We start from the raw sequence: 16,179 nt of genomic DNA, 5'->3' as shown, positions 1-16,179 counted from the left end.
GCGAGCCGTCTAGGCTTGGCCTCATGGTGCAGGAATTCAAGAAGGTCGGTGTCGTCGGACTCGGCACGATGGGCGCGGGCATCGCCGAGGTGTTCGCCCGGGCCGGTTTCAACGTCATCGGGGTCGAGATCGACCAGGCCGCCCTCGACCGCGGCCGCGGCCACCTGGACAGGTCCCTCGGGCGCGCCGTCGCCAAGGGCAAGCTCACCGAGGAGGAGCGCTCCGCGATCGAGCAGCGGCTGACGTTCACCACGTCCCGCGAGGACCTGGCGGACGCGGACCTGGTCGTGGAGGCCGTCCCCGAGCGGATGGACCTCAAGCGCGACGTCTTCGGCGACCTGGACCGGATCTGCAGGAGCGAGACGATCCTGGCGACCAACACCTCCTCGCTGTCGGTCACGGAGATCGCGGCCCTGACCGGGCGCCCGGAGAAGGTCGTCGGGCTGCACTTCTTCAACCCGGCCCCCGTCATGAAGCTGGCCGAGGTCATCACCACGGTCGCCACCTCCGCCGAGACCGTCGACGTCGTCACCGAGGTCGCCAAGCGCATCGGCAAGACCCCCATCACGGTCGGGGACCGCGCCGGGTTCGTCGCCAACGCGCTGCTGGTGCCCTACATCAACGACGCGGTCCGCCTCTACGAGCGCAAGGTCGCCACCCGCGAGGAGATCGACGAGTCGGTCAAGAAGGCCGCCGGGCTGCCCATGGGCCCGCTGGCCCTGGCCGACCTGGTCGGCATCGACGTCTGCCTGGCCGTCATGGACGTGCTGTGGGACGAGTACCGCGACCCCCGCTACGCCGCCGCCCCGCTGCTGCGCCGCATGGTCGCCGCCGGCCACTACGGCCGCAAGGCCGGCCGGGGCTTCTACGCGGGCCGCGACGAGGCCCCCGAGCCGCTGCCCACCGGCCGCTACGCCGAGATGATCCGCGAGGAGGAGACCCTCGACCTGGGCGAGCTGCTCATCGCCCCGCAGATCGACGACGCCCTGCGGATGATCGGCGACGGCTACGCCACCGCCGAGGACGTCGACACCGCGATGCGCTTCGGCTGCGGCTACCCCAAGGGCCCGACCGAGCTGCTCGCCGAGCGCGGCGCCGAGGCCGTGGTCACCACCCTGGTCGCCATGGGCGAGTACGGGCTGACCACCATCGCCGTGCCCGCGCCGCTGCTCATGGACCAGCTGCCCGACACCCCGGAGGAGGAGGGCCACGGCGGCTGCGCCTGCCACGCCTGACACCCCCGAGGACCCCGGTGGCCGTCGCCGCAGCACCCCTGTGGCGGCGGCCACTGCCCTTCCTCTCCTACCCTGGATGCGTGAGCCCGCGTCGCAACTCCTCCCGCCGTCAGTCCTCGCGCGGCGGCCGCACCCCCGGCGGCCCCCCGGACGAGGACGCCCTCATGCTGCGGATCACCGGCGGCCAGCGCCGGGAGACCGGTCCCGACGGCGAGTGGGTGACGCGCCGCATCCCCGGGTCCGCCGCGGTGAAGGCCTACCGCTGCCCCGGCTGCGCCCAGGAGATCCCCGCCGGCATGCCGCACGTCGTCGCCTGGCGCCCCTACGGCGACGGCGAGGACCGGCGGCACTGGCACTCCTCCTGCTGGGAGCGGCGCTCCCAGCGGGCTCCCCGCGCCCCCCGCTACTGAGCCCCGCCCCGCCGAGAACCCGGACAGAGGAGCCATGGAGATCCGAGCCACCACGGTGCTGCCCGCCGTGCGCCGCCCCATCACCCTGCACACCGCCGACGGCCTGGAGCTGGTCGGCGAGCTGGCCCTGCCCGAGGGCGGCGACCCGGTCGCGACCCTGGTGTGCCTGCACCCGCTGCCCACCGCCGAGGGCATGATGGACAGCCACGTCCTGCGCAAGGCGTCGTTCCGGCTGCCCGCGCTGGCGAACGTCGCGGTGCTGCGCTTCAACACGCGCGGCACCACCTCCCGCCACGGCACCAGCCAGGGCGAGTTCGGGGAGGGCGAGACCGAGCGGCACGACGTGCTGGCCGCCATCGAGTTCACCGAGTTCGAGGGGCTGCCGAACCCGTGGCTGCTGGGCTGGTCGTTCGGCACCGAGCTGGCCCTGAAGTGGGGCGCCGACCCGCAGGTCGCGGGCGCGCTGCTGCTCTCCCCGCCGCTGCACCGGGCCACCGAGGCGGACCTGGAGAACTGGGCCGCCACCGGCAAGCCCGTGGTCGTCCTCGTCCCCGAGCACGACGACTACCTGCGCCCGGAGCAGGCGCAGGAGCGGTTCGGGCCGCTCACCCAGGCCGAGGTGATCGGCGTCGACGGAGCCAAGCACCTGTGGGTGGGCGAACCGTACGTGCGCCGGGTCCTGGACGAGATCGTCCTGCGGGTCAACCCCGCCGCGTACCCGCTGCCCACCGAATGGGACGGCCCCTACGAGAAGGACGTCCAGACACCGCGCTGAGCCCCGCGCGAACGAGGGCCCGCCTCCTGAAAGGAGGCGGGCCCTCGGCCTGTCATCCGCGGTCCCGGGACCGCGTGGCGACTACTCCTGCCACCAGTCCTCGTCGTCGGCGCCCTTGCCGGAACGGGCCGGCTGCTTGGGCTCCTCCGCGGCCGGGGCGGCCTCGGCGATGGCGGGCGCGGGGGCCGGAGCCGCGACGGGCGCGGGCGCCGGGGCCGCGGGGGCGACCGGAGCGGCACCGCCGCCGAGCAGCTGGCGCAGCTGCTGCAGGTGCGACTGGATGCTGTCGCGCTGGCGGTTGAGCTCGTCGACCTCCTTCTTGGCGGCCGTCGTGACGCGGTCGGCCTCGGCCTTGGCGTCGCTGACCATGTGCTCGGCCTTGGACTTGGCCTCCGCCTCGATCTGCGCGGCGTTCTTCTTGGCGTTGCCGACCAGCTGCTTGGCGTGGTTCTCCGCGTCGCGGCGGGTCTGCTCGGCCTGCTGGCTGGCCTGCTTGGCGTGGTGGTCGGCGCTGGCGGCGCGCTCCTCGGCCTCGGCGACCATCTTCTGGGTGGCGGCCTGCGCGGCGGCCAGGCGCTCGGCGTCCTGGCGCTCGGCCTCGGCGCGCCGGTCGGCCAGCTGCAGCTCGAACTGGTCCTCCAGCTCGGTGCGGCGGGCCTCGGACTCGGCGTAGGCGCGCTCGGCGTTCTTGCGCAGCTCCTCGGCCTGGCTCTTGGCGGCCTGGATCGTCTCGTCCCGCTCGCGCTTGGCGGCGGCGCGGGCCTGGGCGCACTCGCGCTCGGTGGTGGTGCGCAGCTTGGCGATCTCGCCCTCGAAGGTCGCCCGCTTCTCGGCGATCTCGTGGTCGACCGCGGCCCGCTTCTTCTGGACCTCGCGCTCGGTGGTGGAGGACAGCTCGTCGGCCCGGCGGCGGGCGCTGGTGGAGATCTCCTCGGCCTCGGCCTCGGCGCTCTGGCGCATCTCGTCGGCCTCGCGCTGGGCGAGGGTGCGCACCTCGGTGGCCTCGGACTCGGCGGCGGCCCGCATCTCGGCGGCCTCGATCTTGGCGGCCGAGCGGATGTCGTTGGCGTCGATCTGGGCGCTCTGGACCAGCTCCCCGGCCTGCTCCTCGGCCAGGCGCAGCAGCTGCTCGATCCGCGAGCCCAGGCCGGCGTAGGTGGGGCGCTCGCGCTCCTGGAGCTGGCGGTTCTTCGAGTTGAGCTCGGCCTTGAACTTCTCGACCTGCTTGTTGGCCGCCTTGACCTCGTTGCGCAGACCGTCCAGGTAGTCCGTCACCTGGGTACGGTCGTAGCCGCGCAACACCACGTCGAACTCGGGCGGGGTGTTGTCCTCGTCGAAGATGTTGTTGAGTTGGGTGTCGATGTTGTTTGACGGCATGTGGCGGAATCCTGAACGGGTGCGAGACGGCTATTTGTGAGCGGCCGGGGACCGCGTTGGCGGGCGGTGGTCGGGGCCCCGGGGACGGGCGTGCTCTCCGGTCCGATCCGCGGACGCGGGTGTGACCGACGCGGCGGGTCGCGACCGGTTCTCGACCATCGCCGACGCCGTCGGTGCGTTCCGTGCGTACCGGCCCGCCGCGGCGCGAGGGTTGCGGTGGCGCGCGGCCGACCCGGTCCACCGGACGCAGGACGTGGACCGGACGAGCCGGAGATTCACGTCCGGTGGCCAACCGACTTTATCAAGCGGGGAACCCCTGGGAAGAGGGTTTCGGGTAACTTCCGGTGGGGTTTGCGGTGGCTTCCGCGACCGACGCACAAGATGTGATGTGTCCGGAACGCCCCTGTGACGTCAGAGGCCCGAGAGGTCCCGGGAACGGCCGTGTCAGTGGGTGCTCTGGACCAGTTCCGTGAGCACGCCCCCGCAGTCCTTCGGGTGCAGGAACACGATCTGCGAACCGGCGGTGCCCCGCCGGGGCGCGGCGTCCAGGACCCGCACGCCCCTCCCGCCGGCCTCCGCCGCGGAGGCGGCCACGTCCCCGGTCCCGAACGCGATGTGGTGCACGCCCTCCCCGTTGCGTTCGAGGAACTTCCCCACGGGGGAGTCGGGACGGGTCGGTTCCAGCAGTTGCAGATACGTGGCGCCGCCGTCGTCCGTGCCGTTGATCCGGAGCATCGCCTCACGCACCCCCTGCTCCTCGTTGACCTCCTCGTGCTCCACCTCGAAACCGTAGGTCGACCGGTAGAACTCGACCGCGGCGTCCAGGTCGCGGCAGGCGATGCCGACGTGGTCCAGACGGGTGAGACCGGAGAAGGGGACGGCGCGATCAGGGGCGTTGCTCATCAGGTTGTCGGGTGCGGAGACCCGGTCCTCCAGGACCGGGTGGGAACACCCTTCTCCTTCCGGTCGGGTATCCACGAACAAGCTGTTAAAAAGTGAAGCATGGCGAGGAGGACCGTGAAGCGGGCGTTCAAGTACCGCTTCTACCCCACCGGTGCGCAGGCGGCGGAGCTGTCGCGCACCTTCGGGTGTGTCCGCCTGGTCTACAACAAGGCCCTCGCAGCCCGCACCCGGGCCTGGTACCAGAACCGGGAACGGATCGGCTATAACGCTACCTCGGCGATGCTCACCGGATGGAAGAAGACCGACGAACTCGCCTTCCTGTCCGAGGTATCCAGCGTTCCGCTCCAGCAGACGCTGCGCCACCTCCAGGGCGCGTTCTCCAACTTCTTCGCCGGACGGGCGAAGTACCCGCGCTTCAAGTCGCGCAAGAAGTCCCGCGCCTCGGCGGAGTACACCTCCAGCGCGTTCCGCTACCGCGACGGCGGGCTCACGTTGGCGAAGATGTCCGAGCCGTTGGGCATCGTCTGGTCGCGTCCGCTCCCGGCGGGCGCGGTGCCGTCCACGGTGACGGTGTCGCGTGATGCGGCGGGCCGCTGGTTCGTGTCGCTGCTGTGCGAGGACACCGTTGAATCCTCCCCGGCGCCGAACGAAGCCGTGGGTATCGACGCGGGGATCACGTCGCTGGTCACCCTGTCCACGGGTGAGAAGGTCACCAACCCCAAGCACGAACGCCGTGACCGAACCCGGCTGGCCAGGGCGCAGCGGGCACTGTCCCGTAAGGCCAAGGGGTCGGTCAACCGGGCCAGGGCCCGCGCCAGGGTGGCGCGGGTGCACGCCCGGATCGCCGACCGCCGGAAGGATTTCCTGCACAAGCTCACCACTCGTCTCGTCCGCGAAAACCAAGTGGTCGTGATCGAGGACCTGACCGTGCGCACCATGGTCAGGAACCGCACCCTGGCCCGCGCCATCTCCGATGCCGCGTGGTCGGAGCTGCGGGCGATGCTGGAGTACAAGGCCGCCTGGTACGGGCGGGAGCTGGTCGTAGTGGACCGGTTCTTCCCCTCCACCCGGCTGTGCTCGGCCCCCGGGTGCGGACATGTGCACGAGCGGCTGCCGCTGGGCGTACGCGTGTGGACCTGTCCCCGGTGCGGGGCGGTGCACGACCGCGATGTGAACGCGGCGAACAACCTCAGGGCCGCCGGGCTGGCGGCATCCGCCTGTGGAGCCGGTGTGAGACCCCGGCGGGAGCCTTCCCGGACGGGGCTGTCGGCGTCGAAGCAGGAAGGCCGCGGGGCGACCCGCGACGGGGCGAACGCCCCGGACCACCGGTAGGTGGTTCCGTGATCCCGGCCGTTCACGACCGGGAAGAAGCCAACGTGTGAACCTCTCGGCTGCGGCCAACGGCTGTGTGGGTATCGTTGCAGACCAGGTGCGTCACCGATCACTTGGAGGCCAGTTACCATGCCCGGTTCCGTCATCGTCGGTGGGGCTCGCACCCCCACCGGACGACTCCTCGGCTCCCTCGCCGGGTTCTCCGCCGTCGACCTGGGCGGCTTCGCGATCAAGGGCGCGCTCGACAGCGCCGGGATCAACGGCGACCAGGTCGAGTACGTGGTCATGGGCCAGGTGCTCCAGGCCGGCGCCGGCCAGATCCCCTCCCGCCAGGCGGCCGTCAAGGCCGGCATCCCCATGAACGTCCCCTCGCTCACCGTCAACAAGGTGTGCCTGTCGGGCCTGGACGCCATCGCCCTGGCCGACCAGCTCATCGCCGCGGGCGAGTTCGACGTCGTGGTCGCGGGCGGCATGGAGTCCATGACCAACGCCCCGCACCTGCTGCCCAAGTCCCGCCACGGGTACAAGTACGGCTCCATCGAGGTCCTGGACGCCACCGCGCACGACGGCCTCACCGACGCCTTCGAGGGCGACTCCATGGGCGCCTCCACCGAGCGGCACAACGGCAAGCTCGGCATCACCCGCGAGGAGCAGGACGAGTTCGCCGCCCGGTCGCACCAGCGCGCCGCCGCGGCCGCCGAGAAGGGCCTCTTCGACGCGGAGATCGTCCCGGTGGAGATCCCGCAGCGCAAGGGCGACCCGGTCGTCTTCTCCCACGACGAGGGCGTCCGCCCCGACACCACCGCCGAGAGCCTGGGCCGGCTGCGCCCGGCCTTCGACCGCGACGGCACCATCACCGCCGGGTCCTCCTCGCAGATCTCCGACGGCGCCGCCGCCGTCGTGGTGATGAGCCGGGCCAAGGCCGAGGAGCTGGGCCTGACGGTCCTCGCTGAGATCGGCGCGCACGGCAACGTCGCCGGTCCCGACAACTCCCTGCACTCCCAGCCCTCCAACGCGATCGCGCACGCGCTGCGCAAGGCGGGCCGGGAGGTCGCCGACCTCGACCTCATCGAGATCAACGAGGCCTTCGCCGCGGTCGGCATCCAGTCCATGAAGGACCTGGGCGTGTCCGCCGACATCGTCAACGTCAACGGCGGAGCCATCGCCCTGGGCCACCCGATCGGCGCCTCCGGCGCCCGGATCGCCCTGCACCTGGTCCACGAGCTGCGCCGCCGCGGCGGCGGGCTGGGCGCGGCCGCGCTGTGCGGCGGCGGCGGCCAGGGCGACGCGCTGCTGTTCTCGGTGCCCGCCGAGTAGGACGCGGTCCGCCGCCGGGACGGCGCCGCACGCCGGGAGAACCCCGTGCCGTGCGCGCGCGTCGGTCCCGGCCTGCGGGGGTTCCTCGCAGAAACTAGTCATTCCCCACCGTGTCCCCGGGGCCGACCGGGCCCCGCACGGAGTCACGACGCACCTGGAGCGGCGGGGCGGCGGTCACGAGCCGCCGCCCCGCCGCCGCGCGGACGGCTGCGTATGGAAGGAGCCGCATGGACACCCCCCGACTGGTCGAGAAGCTGCTGCGGGGCGACCGCCGGGCCCTGGCCCGCGCGATCACCCTGGTGGAGAACGGCTCCCCGGAGCTGCGCGAGATCATGGCGGGGCTGGCCCCGCACACCGGCCGCGCCCGGATCATCGGGTTCACCGGGTCGCCCGGCGTGGGCAAGTCCACGACCACCAACGCGGTGGTGCGCGCCGCCCGCGCCCGCGGCCTGAGCGTGGCCGTGCTGGCGGTGGACCCCTCGTCCCCGTTCACCGGCGGGGCCCTGCTGGGGGACCGGGTCCGCATGCAGGAGCACGCCACCGACCCGGGCGTGTACATCCGGTCCATGGCCAACCGGGGCCACCTGGGCGGCCTGTCCTGGGCCGCCCCGCACGCCCTGCGGGTGCTGGACGCCGCCGGGTTCGACGTGGTGCTGGTGGAGACCGTCGGCGTCGGCCAGGCCGAGGTGGAGATCGCCGGGCAGGCCGACACCACCGTGGTGCTGTGCGCCCCCGGCATGGGGGACTCCGTGCAGGCCGCCAAGGCGGGCGTGCTGGAGGTCGCCGACGTGTTCGCGGTCAACAAGGCCGACCGGGAGGGCGCCAAGTCCACCCTGCGCGAGCTGCGCCAGATGGTCGCGATGAAGGACCGCGCCGACGACGAGTGGAAGCCGCCGATCGTCATGATGGTCGCCGTGCACGACGAGGGCGTGGACGAGCTGTGGGAGCGCCTGGACGCGCACTTCGCGCACCTGGAGTCCGGCGGGGGGCTCGCCGAGCGCCGCCGCCGCCGGGCCCGCGAGGAGGTGCAGGCCATCGTGCTGGACCTGCTGCGCTCCCGGATCGGGGTGGGCGACGGCGGCGCCCTGGAGTCCGCGGCCCGCGACGTCGCCGAGGGGCGCCGCGACCCCTATGCCGCCGCCGACCTGGTCCTCAAGGAGCTGGACGCCTAGGCGAGTGTCCGCAGCAGGACGGCGGCGAAGCCCGCGGGGTCGTCGGCGAACCCGCCGTGGCCGCCGGGGAACATGACCGGGTCCTCGCCCAGGCGCTTCGCCAGCTCCCGGGAGGTCCGGTCGGTGAGCAGGGTCCCGGACTCGGCGCCGAGCCCGACCACGACCCGCACCGGGCCGGTGCGCAGGGCGTCGGTGTCGGGCACGTGGCGGGTGGTGCCCCGCAGTTCGTGGACGAAGAAGCGGCGGGCGTCCGCGACGTCCTGCTCGCCGGGCTCCCGCTCCGGGCCGCCCTGCCCCTCCCCGTCCTCCTCGGGCACCGGGAACCCGGCGTTGGCCATGAACGCCGCGAACGCGGCCCCCATCCCGTCCCGGTGGTAGGTCCCGATGATCGCCTCGGTGGCCTCGCGCTGCGCGGCGGCGTCGGGCAGCAGCTCCAGGAGCGGCGGCTCGTGCGCCACGACGGTGCCGAACCGGCCCGGGTGGTGCTCGGCCGCGGCCAGCACGGTCACCGCCCCGCCGCTGGAGCCCAGGGCGTCGGCCTTCTCCGCGCCCAGCGCGTCCAGCAGGGCCACCAGGTCGTCGGCGCGCAGCCGGGGCGTGGAGTCCTGCCGGGGGTCGTCCAGGGGGCTGCGGCCGATGCCGCGCGGGTCGTGGGTCACCACGGTCCGCTCGGCGGCCAGGAGGTCGGCGACCGGGGCGAACTCGCGCGCCGACATGGGCGCCCCGCTCAGGACGAGCACGGGACCGCTGCCGCGGACCTCGTAGTACAGGGTGCCGTCGGCGGTCTTCACGGTGTGCTGCTCGGGCATCGCGGTTCCTCTCGTTCGGGTCTCACCGGTACCGACCCGGCGGCCCCGCGGAAATCATCGCCCGGGCCGGAACGTTCCCGGGGGCACCGCGCCCGGACGACGGGAACGGCGGCGCCCCCGGCACGGGGCGCCGCCGTCGGGCCCCCGCGGGGGCCGGTGGAGGGGACGTCGGATCAGCCCAGCGTCGCGTCGACCGCGTTCATGAGGCCGGCGTTGGCGTCGTCACCGTCGATGGACCAGATCATCACGCCGCCGAGGCCGCGGTCCACCGCCCACTGCGTCTTCTGGGCGATGGCGATCTCGTCGTCGTAGGTCCAGAACGTGCTCCCGTTGTACAGCCACGCGGTCCCGGAGGCGTCGTCCCGGTAGAGGTCGTACCCGGTCAGGTTCTTGATGACCTTCCAGTCGTCGATCCCCTGCTCGTAGGTGCCGGGGGCGGGCCCGGTGGCCGCCTGGAAGAGGCCGTCGCCGTTCGGGCCGGGGGAGACCCCGGTCCAGCCGCGGCTGTAGAAGGGCACGCCCAGGACCATGTCGCCCGGGGCCACGCCCAGCTCCAGGTAGCGGTCGATGGCCACCTCGCCCGCGAAGATCCGCGGGCCGGGGTCGCCGGGGGTGACCAGCAGGTTGGACTGGTGGTTGGTGCTGTTCTCCCAGGCGCCGTGGTAGTCGTAGCCCTGCACCGTGATGTAGTCGAAGTTCGGCATGAGGGCGTTCATCTCGAAGCCCAGGTCGATCTTGTCCGGGTCGGCGGGCAGGAACGCGGACAGCTCGAACTGCCGGCCGGTCTCGGTCTCCAGGGCGTCGAGCTGGTCGCGGAACTCCTGGACCAAGGCGGTGAAGTTCTCCCGGTCCTCGGGCCGGATCGTGTTGTGCTCGTGGCCCTCGGAGGCGGGCCACTCCCAGTCGAGGTCGATGCCGTCGAACACGCCGTAGGCGGAGCCGACGCCGCCGGCGCCGTCGAAGAGCGGCAGGTTGCCCCGCAGGTACTGGTCGATGCAGGACGACACCATGCGCTCGCGCGACTCGGGGGTCAGGGCCGCGTCGGAGAAGTGCTCCGACCAGGTCCAGCCGCCGAGGGAGATGTTGACCTTCAGGTGCGGGTACTTCGCCTTGAGCTCCAGCAGCTGGTTGAAGTTGCCGCGCAGGTCCTGGCTCCACACGTCGCCGACGCCGTCGACGCTCTGGTCGGCGGTGAAGGAGCGGCCGTAGTCGGCCCAGGCGTCGCCCTGGCCGAGCTGGTTGGCCATGAAGCACTCGCCGTTGGCGTTGATGTTGCCGAACGAGTAGTTGATGTGCGTCAGCTTCTCGGCGGTGCCCGAGGTGTCCAGGTTCCGCACCAGGTAGCCGCGGTCGTAGATGCCCCACTGGGTGAAGTAGGCGACCCGGCGGTTCTGCGGGGCCGGTACGGTGCCCTCCTCGTCGGTGGTGGCCGTCACCGCGGCGCTCTCGGGGCCGCGGTTGTTGGAGGTGTCGTAGGCCCGCACGGTGAAGTCGTACGCGGTCCGGGGCGTCAGCCCGGTCACGGTGGCGCTGGTCCCGGTGACGGCGCGGACGACCGCTCCGCCGGAGAGCACCTCGTAGCCGGCGACCTGCACGTTGTCGGTGGCGGCGGTCCAGCTCAGGTCCACCGTGTTGGGGCCGGTCCCGGTGACGGTGAGCCCGGTGGGGGCGGTGGGGGCCTCGGTGTCGGGCTCGCCGGGCTCACCGGAGCAGGGGGCGCCGTTGACGGTGCAGTTCAGGGGGGTGGTGTCGGCTCCGGCGGTGCTGGTGCCGTTGAACCCGATCGAGTAGGCGCCGCCCGCGGGGACGGGGCCGCCCCACGAGGGCGGGGTCAGGGTGTAGGAGTTCCCGGACCGGCTCATGGTGGCGTTCCACAGGCTGGTGACGGCCGTGCCCGAGGGCAGGTCGAACTCGATCGTCCAGTCGTTCAGCGCCGTGTTCCCGGCGTTGGCGACGGTGATCTGGCCGCCGTAGCCGGTGCCCCAGTTGCCGGTCTCGACGTAGGTGACGGTGACGTCGGAGGCGGCCGCCGCGGCCGGGGCGGGGGAGAGGGACAGGGGGATGAGGAGTACGGCTGCGACCAGTGCCGCGAGCCGGGATCGTCGTGCTCTCACTTCGGTGCTCCTGGTGCGTGAGCGGGAGGTGGGGGAGGTCGCCGTCCGGCGGCCCCGTCGCGGGGCGGGCCGGGGGACGACGGCGGGTGTGCGCCCGAGGAGTCGCGTGTCGTGGAGTCGGTGAGGGGGAGGGGGAGCGCGGGGCATGGCGGGCCTCCGGCGGGGGAGATGGGGGGTGGGGGTGTGCGAGAAGTGGAGAGGCCGGTGCGAACCGTCGCACATCGGTCCGCACCGGCCGTGGCGGCGGTGCTCCCCGGATCAGAGCACCGACGCCGCCTGGTTCCCGGTCGGCGGGGGAGGGGCCGAGGGCTCCGCCGACCGGGAGGTTCTAGGGGCGGCCCGCCCGCAGGGCCGCGTCGATGGAGGCCATGAGGCTGCCGTCGGCGTCGTCGCCGTCGATGGCCCAGACCATGACGCCGGAGTAGCCGCTGCCCAGGGCCCATTCGGTCTTCTGCGAGACCGCGGTCTCGTCGTCGTAGGTCCAGAAGGTCTCGCCGTCGTAGATCCAGGCGGTGCCCGCCTCGTCGTTGCGGAAGAGCTCGAACTCGCCGGAGTCGACCTTCTCGCGGAGGAAGCGCCACTCCTCGGTGCCCGTGGAGTAGGTGCCCTGGGCCGGGCCGGAGGCGGGCTGGAAGAGGCCGTCGCCCTCGGGGCCGGGCTCGACCCCGGTCCAGCCCTGGCCGTAGAACGGGATGCCCAGGACGAGCTTGGCCGGGTCCACGCCGCGGGAGAGGTAGGCGTCGCGGATGAGCTCGGCGGAGATGACGGGCTCGGGGTCGCGGGCGTCGGTCACCAGGTTCGACTGGTGGTTGGTGACCGTCTCCCAGGTGCCGTGGTAGTCGTAGCCCTGCACCGTGATGAAGTCGAAGTTCGGCATGACCTCGTCCAGCTCGTAGCCGGCGTCCAGGCGCCAGCCCCCGGCGGGCATGAAGGCGGTCAGCTCGTAGTGGCGGTCGGTCTCGGCGCCGTACTCGTCCAGCTGGTCGCGGAACTCCTGGACCAGGGCGGTGAAGTTCTCCCGGTCCTCGGGGCGGACCACGTTGTGCGGGTTGCCATCGGTGCCCGGCCACTCCCAGTCGAGGTCGATGCCGTCGAAGACGCCGTAGGCGGCGCCCTCACCGCCCGCGCCGTTGAGCTCGGGCAGGTCGCCGCGCAGGTACAGGTCGATGCAGGACTCGACGAAGCGCTCGCGCGACTCCTCGGTCAGGGCCGCGTCGGAGAAGTACCGGGACCATTCCCAGCCGCCCAGCGAGATGTTGACGGTGAGGTCGGGGTAGAGCTCCTTGAGCTCGCGTAGCTGGTTGAAGTTGCCGCGCAGCGCCTGGTCCGGGTCGTCGGCCACGCCGTCGACGCTCTCGTCGGCCGGGACCGTGCGCCCGTAGTCGGCCAGGGCGTCGCCCTGGCCCTCCTCGTCGCTCATGAAGCACTCGCCGTCGGCGTTGACGTTGCCGAACGCGTACTGGATGTGCGTGAGCTTGTCGGCGCTGCCCGTCTCGACCAGGTCGGCCACGTGGTAGTCGCGCTTCTCGGCGCTCCACTGGGTGTAGTACGCGACGCTGGTGAAGTCGTGCCCGGGGCCGGTGGCGCCGCCGTCGCAGGGCGCCCCGTTGACGGTGCAGGCGAGCGGGTCGGTGGCGCCGTCCCGGTGCAGGCCGTTGAACCCGAAGGTGTAGGTGCCCCCGGCGGGGACGGTGGCGCCCCAGCGCGGCGGGGTGATCGTGTACCCGGACGGGTCGCCCGCCAGGGTGGCGTTCCACAGCTCGTGGATCCGGCTGCCCTCGGGCAGGGCGAACTCGATCTCCCAGTCGCTCACCGGGGCTCCGGAGGCGTTGTGGACGACGATCTCGCCGGTGTACCCGGTGTTCCACCGGGCGGACTCCACGTAGGTGACGGTCAGGCCCGAGGCGGGCGCCTCCTCGGCGGCGGCCGGGAGCGCGGCGGCCATGAGCGGCGCCGCCAGCACGGTCGCGGCGCAGACCGCCGTGATCCGGTTCCTGAAGGGTCGTGCTCTCACGTCGTGGATCTCCTGCTGTCGGGGGGTTGCAGGGCCCGGGGGCCTGACCAGGGAAGATAAATTTTTAGGAAACTTAACTAATAATTACGGGGGCCGTCAACGGTCCGCGTGGAAGTTTCCGGCGCCCGGTGACTCTCCGGGGTCGATCCGGTGCGGGTTTTCCGAGATGGCGGGCCGTACCAGTGGCGGCCGGGGCCGGTTGTCCCCTTGTGGCCACGCGGAGGTATTGACCCGTACGGGCTGTGATGCTAGGCGCACAAACGGTGGGGCGCGGGGCTCCGGCCGGGCCCATAGAGTGGCGGCGTGGGAAACCCTTTGAACCTTCCGTTCGACCCGATCGAACGCGCGCACGACAACTGGACGCGGAGATGGGGGCCCTCGCCCGCCATGGCCGCCGTCACCTCGGTCATGCGCGCGCAGCAGATCCTCATCGGTGAGCTGGACGGCGCCCTCAAGCCGTTCGGCCTCACCTTCGCCCGCTACGAGGCGCTGGTCCTGCTCACCTTCAGCACCTCCGGCTCGCTGCCGCTGGGCAAGATCGGCGAGCGCCTCATGGTCCACCCGACCAGCGTCACCAACACCATCGACCGGCTGGAGGGGCAGGGCTTCGTGCTGCGCAGGCCCAACCCCAGCGACGGCCGCGGCGTGCTGGCCGAGATCACCGACGCCGGACGCGAGGTCACCGAGCGGGCCACCCGGGTCCTGCTCGACCTGGACTTCGGCCTGGGCTGCTACTCCGACGAGGAGCTGTGGGACATGCACCGCATGTTCACCCGGCTGCGCGTCGACTTCGGGGACTTCCCCGAGCCGGCCGCCGAGCCGGTGGCCGGGGCCGCGGACGGGCGCTGAGCACGGGCCGGGATCCGCGCGGGGCCGCGGGTCCCCCTCCTGTACATATTTAGTTGGACGTCCTACTATTCAGGTATGGCGAACACCACGAACGGCACCACCGACGGCGGCGGCGCCGCGGACATCGAGGCCGGACGCGAGCGCTGGCAGCGCCGCTACGACGCCGCGCGCAAGCGCGACGCCGACTTCACCTCCCTGTCCGGACGCACGCTGCAGCCCGTGTACGGGCCGCCCCCCGGCGCGGAGGTCCCCGGGTTCGAGCGCATCGGCTGGCCCGGCGAGTTCCCCTTCACCCGCGGGCTGTACCCCACCGGCTACCGCGGCCGGGCCTGGACCATCCGCCAGTTCGCCGGGTTCGGCAACGCGCGCCAGACCAACGAGCGCTACAAGATGATCCTCGCCTCCGGCGGCGGCGGCCTCTCGGTCGCCTTCGACATGCCCACCCTCATGGGCCACGACTCCGACTCCCCGCACGCGCTGGGCGAGGTCGGCCACTGCGGTGTGGCCGTCGACTCGGTGGCCGACATGGACCTGCTCTTCGACGGCATCCCGCTGGGCGAGACCACCACGTCCATGACCATCAGCGGTCCGGCGGTCCCCGCGTTCTGCATGTACCTGGTGGCCGCCGAGCGCCAGGGCGTGGACATCGGCACCCTCAACGGCACGCTCCAGACCGACATCTTCAAGGAGTACATCGCCCAGAAGGAGTGGCTGTACCCGCCCGAGCCGCAGCTGCGCCTGATCGGCGACCTCATGGAGTACTGCGCCGAGAACATCCCCGCCTACAAGCCGCTGTCGGTGTCGGGCTACCACATCCGCGAGGCCGGGGCCACGGCCGCCCAGGAGCTGGCCTACACCCTCGCCGACGGGTTCGGCTACGTGGAGCTGGGGCTGTCCCGGGGCCTGGACATCGACTCGTTCGCGCCCGGCCTGTCGTTCTTCTTCGACGCCCACATCGACTTCTTCGAGGAGATCGCCAAGTTCCGCGCCGCCCGCCGGATCTGGGCCCGCTGGATGCGCGACGTGTACGGCGCCAAGAGCGAGAAGTCCCAGTGGCTGCGGTTCCACACCCAGACCGCCGGGGTCTCCCTCACCGCCCAGCAGCCCTACAACAACGTGGTGCGCACCGCGGTCGAGGCGCTCGCCGCCGTCCTGGGCGGCACCAACTCGCTGCACACCAACGCCCTGGACGAGACCCTGGCCCTGCCCACCGAGCAGGCCGCCGAGATCGCCCTGCGCACGCAGGCGGTGCTCATGGAGGAGACCGGGGTGGTCAACGTCGCCGACCCGCTGGGCGGCTCCTGGTACCTGGAGGCGCTCACCGACGAGATCGAGGCCGAGGCCGAGCAGATCTTCGCGCACATCCGGCGGATGGGCGGCGGGGAGGGCGCCGAACACGCCATCGGCCCGATGACCTCGGGCATCCTGGCCGGGATCGAGAACGGCTACTTCTCCTCCGAGATCGCCGAGTCCGCCTTCCAGTACCAGCAGGCGCTGGAGAAGGGGGAGAAGCGCATCGTCGGCGTCAACTCCCACACCCCCACGGTCTCCGGGGAGCTGGACATCCTGCGCATCGGCCACGAGGTGGAGCACGAGCAGCGCCGGGTGCTCGCCGAGCGGCGCGCGGCCCGCGACGGCGCCGCGGTGGACCGGGCGCTGGCCGCCCTGCTCGAGGGCGTGAGGTCGGAGGCCAACGTGGTGCCGCTGATCATGGACGCCGCCCGCGCCGAGGCCACGCTCGGCGAGATCTGCGCGACCATGGGCGAGGAGTTCGGGACCTACACCGAGGCCCCCCGCTTCTGACGCGGCACGGGACGGGGCGCGGGCCGGTTCTCGGTCCGCGTCCTTTCCGCGCATACGGCAGGATGGACA

13 protein-coding genes are annotated in these 16,179 nt (G+C 72.3%); 8 read left to right on the top strand and 5 right to left on the bottom strand.

What is annotated here, in order from left to right:
* The first annotated feature begins 23 nt into the window (after window positions 1–23).
* From ACFVNO_RS08880 to ACFVNO_RS08870, 3 genes are all read left to right on the top strand, one after another.
* Entirely contained in the window at window positions 24–1,235 is a 1,212-nt protein-coding gene (locus ACFVNO_RS08880) for a 3-hydroxybutyryl-CoA dehydrogenase (protein ID WP_355266563.1), read from the top strand.
* Window positions 1,236–1,315: 80 nt separating this feature from the next.
* Window positions 1,316–1,645, top strand: a complete 330-nt coding sequence (locus ACFVNO_RS08875) for an ATP/GTP-binding protein (protein WP_355266566.1) — start codon at window positions 1,316–1,318, stop codon at window positions 1,643–1,645.
* A 34-nt stretch (window positions 1,646–1,679) separates the two neighbouring features.
* A complete protein-coding gene (locus ACFVNO_RS08870) occupies window positions 1,680–2,420 on the top strand; it encodes an alpha/beta hydrolase (protein ID WP_355266569.1) in 741 nt (246 codons plus the stop codon).
* A gap of 81 nt (window positions 2,421–2,501) precedes the next feature.
* On the opposite strand, the gene ACFVNO_RS08865 is transcribed toward ACFVNO_RS08870, so the two are convergent.
* Window positions 2,502–3,797 (bottom strand): DivIVA domain-containing protein, encoded by a 1,296-nt coding sequence (locus ACFVNO_RS08865; RefSeq protein ID WP_220562969.1) that lies wholly within the window; start codon window positions 3,795–3,797, stop codon window positions 2,502–2,504.
* A 444-nt stretch (window positions 3,798–4,241) separates the two neighbouring features.
* Complete coding sequence (gene mce / locus ACFVNO_RS08860; RefSeq protein WP_378891373.1) at window positions 4,242–4,700, bottom strand: methylmalonyl-CoA epimerase; 459 nt, start codon at window positions 4,698–4,700, stop codon at window positions 4,242–4,244.
* A 99-nt stretch (window positions 4,701–4,799) separates the two neighbouring features.
* Between mce and ACFVNO_RS08855 the strand changes: the two genes are divergently transcribed.
* From ACFVNO_RS08855 to meaB, 3 genes are all read left to right on the top strand, one after another.
* Window positions 4,800–6,032: an RNA-guided endonuclease InsQ/TnpB family protein gene (locus tag ACFVNO_RS08855; protein ID WP_378890841.1), complete on the top strand. Its 1,233-nt coding sequence runs from the start codon at window positions 4,800–4,802 to the stop codon at window positions 6,030–6,032.
* 129 nt (window positions 6,033–6,161) lie between these two features.
* Complete coding sequence (locus ACFVNO_RS08850; protein WP_220562966.1) at window positions 6,162–7,349, top strand: acetyl-CoA C-acetyltransferase; 1,188 nt, start codon at window positions 6,162–6,164, stop codon at window positions 7,347–7,349.
* 227 nt (window positions 7,350–7,576) lie between these two features.
* Window positions 7,577–8,521 carry a methylmalonyl Co-A mutase-associated GTPase MeaB gene (gene meaB, locus ACFVNO_RS08845; protein WP_220562965.1) on the top strand — a complete coding sequence of 315 codons (945 nt, stop codon included), beginning with the start codon at window positions 7,577–7,579 and terminating at the stop codon, window positions 8,519–8,521.
* Here meaB and ACFVNO_RS08840 read toward each other — a convergent pair.
* The 3 genes from ACFVNO_RS08840 to ACFVNO_RS08830 form a co-directional block, all read right to left on the bottom strand.
* A complete protein-coding gene (locus ACFVNO_RS08840; RefSeq protein ID WP_378890836.1) occupies window positions 8,518–9,330 on the bottom strand; it encodes an alpha/beta fold hydrolase in 813 nt (270 codons plus the stop codon). The two genes, meaB and ACFVNO_RS08840, sit on opposite strands and share 4 nt — an antisense overlap.
* A gap of 173 nt (window positions 9,331–9,503) precedes the next feature.
* Window positions 9,504–11,444 (bottom strand): glycoside hydrolase family 18 chitinase, encoded by a 1,941-nt coding sequence (locus ACFVNO_RS08835; RefSeq protein WP_355266579.1) that lies wholly within the window; start codon window positions 11,442–11,444, stop codon window positions 9,504–9,506.
* A gap of 328 nt (window positions 11,445–11,772) precedes the next feature.
* On the bottom strand, window positions 11,773–13,458 hold the full coding sequence (locus ACFVNO_RS08830) for a glycosyl hydrolase family 18 protein (RefSeq protein ID WP_378890831.1): 1,686 nt from the start codon (window positions 13,456–13,458) through the stop codon (window positions 11,773–11,775).
* Between the two features lie 315 nt (window positions 13,459–13,773).
* Here ACFVNO_RS08830 and ACFVNO_RS08825 point away from each other — a divergent pair, with 315 nt between their 5' ends.
* Window positions 13,774–14,307, top strand: a complete 534-nt coding sequence (locus ACFVNO_RS08825) for a MarR family winged helix-turn-helix transcriptional regulator (RefSeq protein WP_220565320.1) — start codon at window positions 13,774–13,776, stop codon at window positions 14,305–14,307.
* 75 nt (window positions 14,308–14,382) lie between these two features.
* A complete protein-coding gene (locus ACFVNO_RS08820; RefSeq protein WP_220562961.1) occupies window positions 14,383–16,110 on the top strand; it encodes a methylmalonyl-CoA mutase in 1,728 nt (575 codons plus the stop codon).
* Window positions 16,111–16,179 lie beyond the last annotated feature (69 nt).

The organism is Nocardiopsis sp. NPDC057823, assembly GCF_042797335.1.
GTDB classification, from domain to species: Bacteria; Actinomycetota; Actinomycetes; order Streptosporangiales; family Streptosporangiaceae; genus Nocardiopsis; species Nocardiopsis changdeensis.
Note: the sequence above shows the minus strand (reverse complement) of the source record. Positions and strands in the feature narration are given on the sequence as shown.

Coding starts and splice junctions, on each gene's coding strand:
- ACFVNO_RS08880 (WP_355266563.1), top strand. CDS start 24: ATGGTGCAGGAATTCAAGAAGGTCGGTGTCGTCGGACTCGGCACGATG.
- ACFVNO_RS08870 (WP_355266569.1), top strand. CDS start 1,680: ATGGAGATCCGAGCCACCACGGTGCTGCCCGCCGTGCGCCGCCCCATC.
- ACFVNO_RS08865 (WP_220562969.1), bottom strand. CDS start 3,797: ATGCCGTCAAACAACATCGACACCCAACTCAACAACATCTTCGACGAG.
- mce (WP_378891373.1), bottom strand. CDS start 4,700: ATGAGCAACGCCCCTGATCGCGCCGTCCCCTTCTCCGGTCTCACCCGT.
- ACFVNO_RS08855 (WP_378890841.1), top strand. CDS start 4,800: ATGGCGAGGAGGACCGTGAAGCGGGCGTTCAAGTACCGCTTCTACCCC.
- ACFVNO_RS08850 (WP_220562966.1), top strand. CDS start 6,162: ATGCCCGGTTCCGTCATCGTCGGTGGGGCTCGCACCCCCACCGGACGA.
- meaB (WP_220562965.1), top strand. CDS start 7,577: ATGGACACCCCCCGACTGGTCGAGAAGCTGCTGCGGGGCGACCGCCGG.
- ACFVNO_RS08840 (WP_378890836.1), bottom strand. CDS start 9,330: ATGCCCGAGCAGCACACCGTGAAGACCGCCGACGGCACCCTGTACTAC.
- ACFVNO_RS08820 (WP_220562961.1), top strand. CDS start 14,383: ATGGCGAACACCACGAACGGCACCACCGACGGCGGCGGCGCCGCGGAC.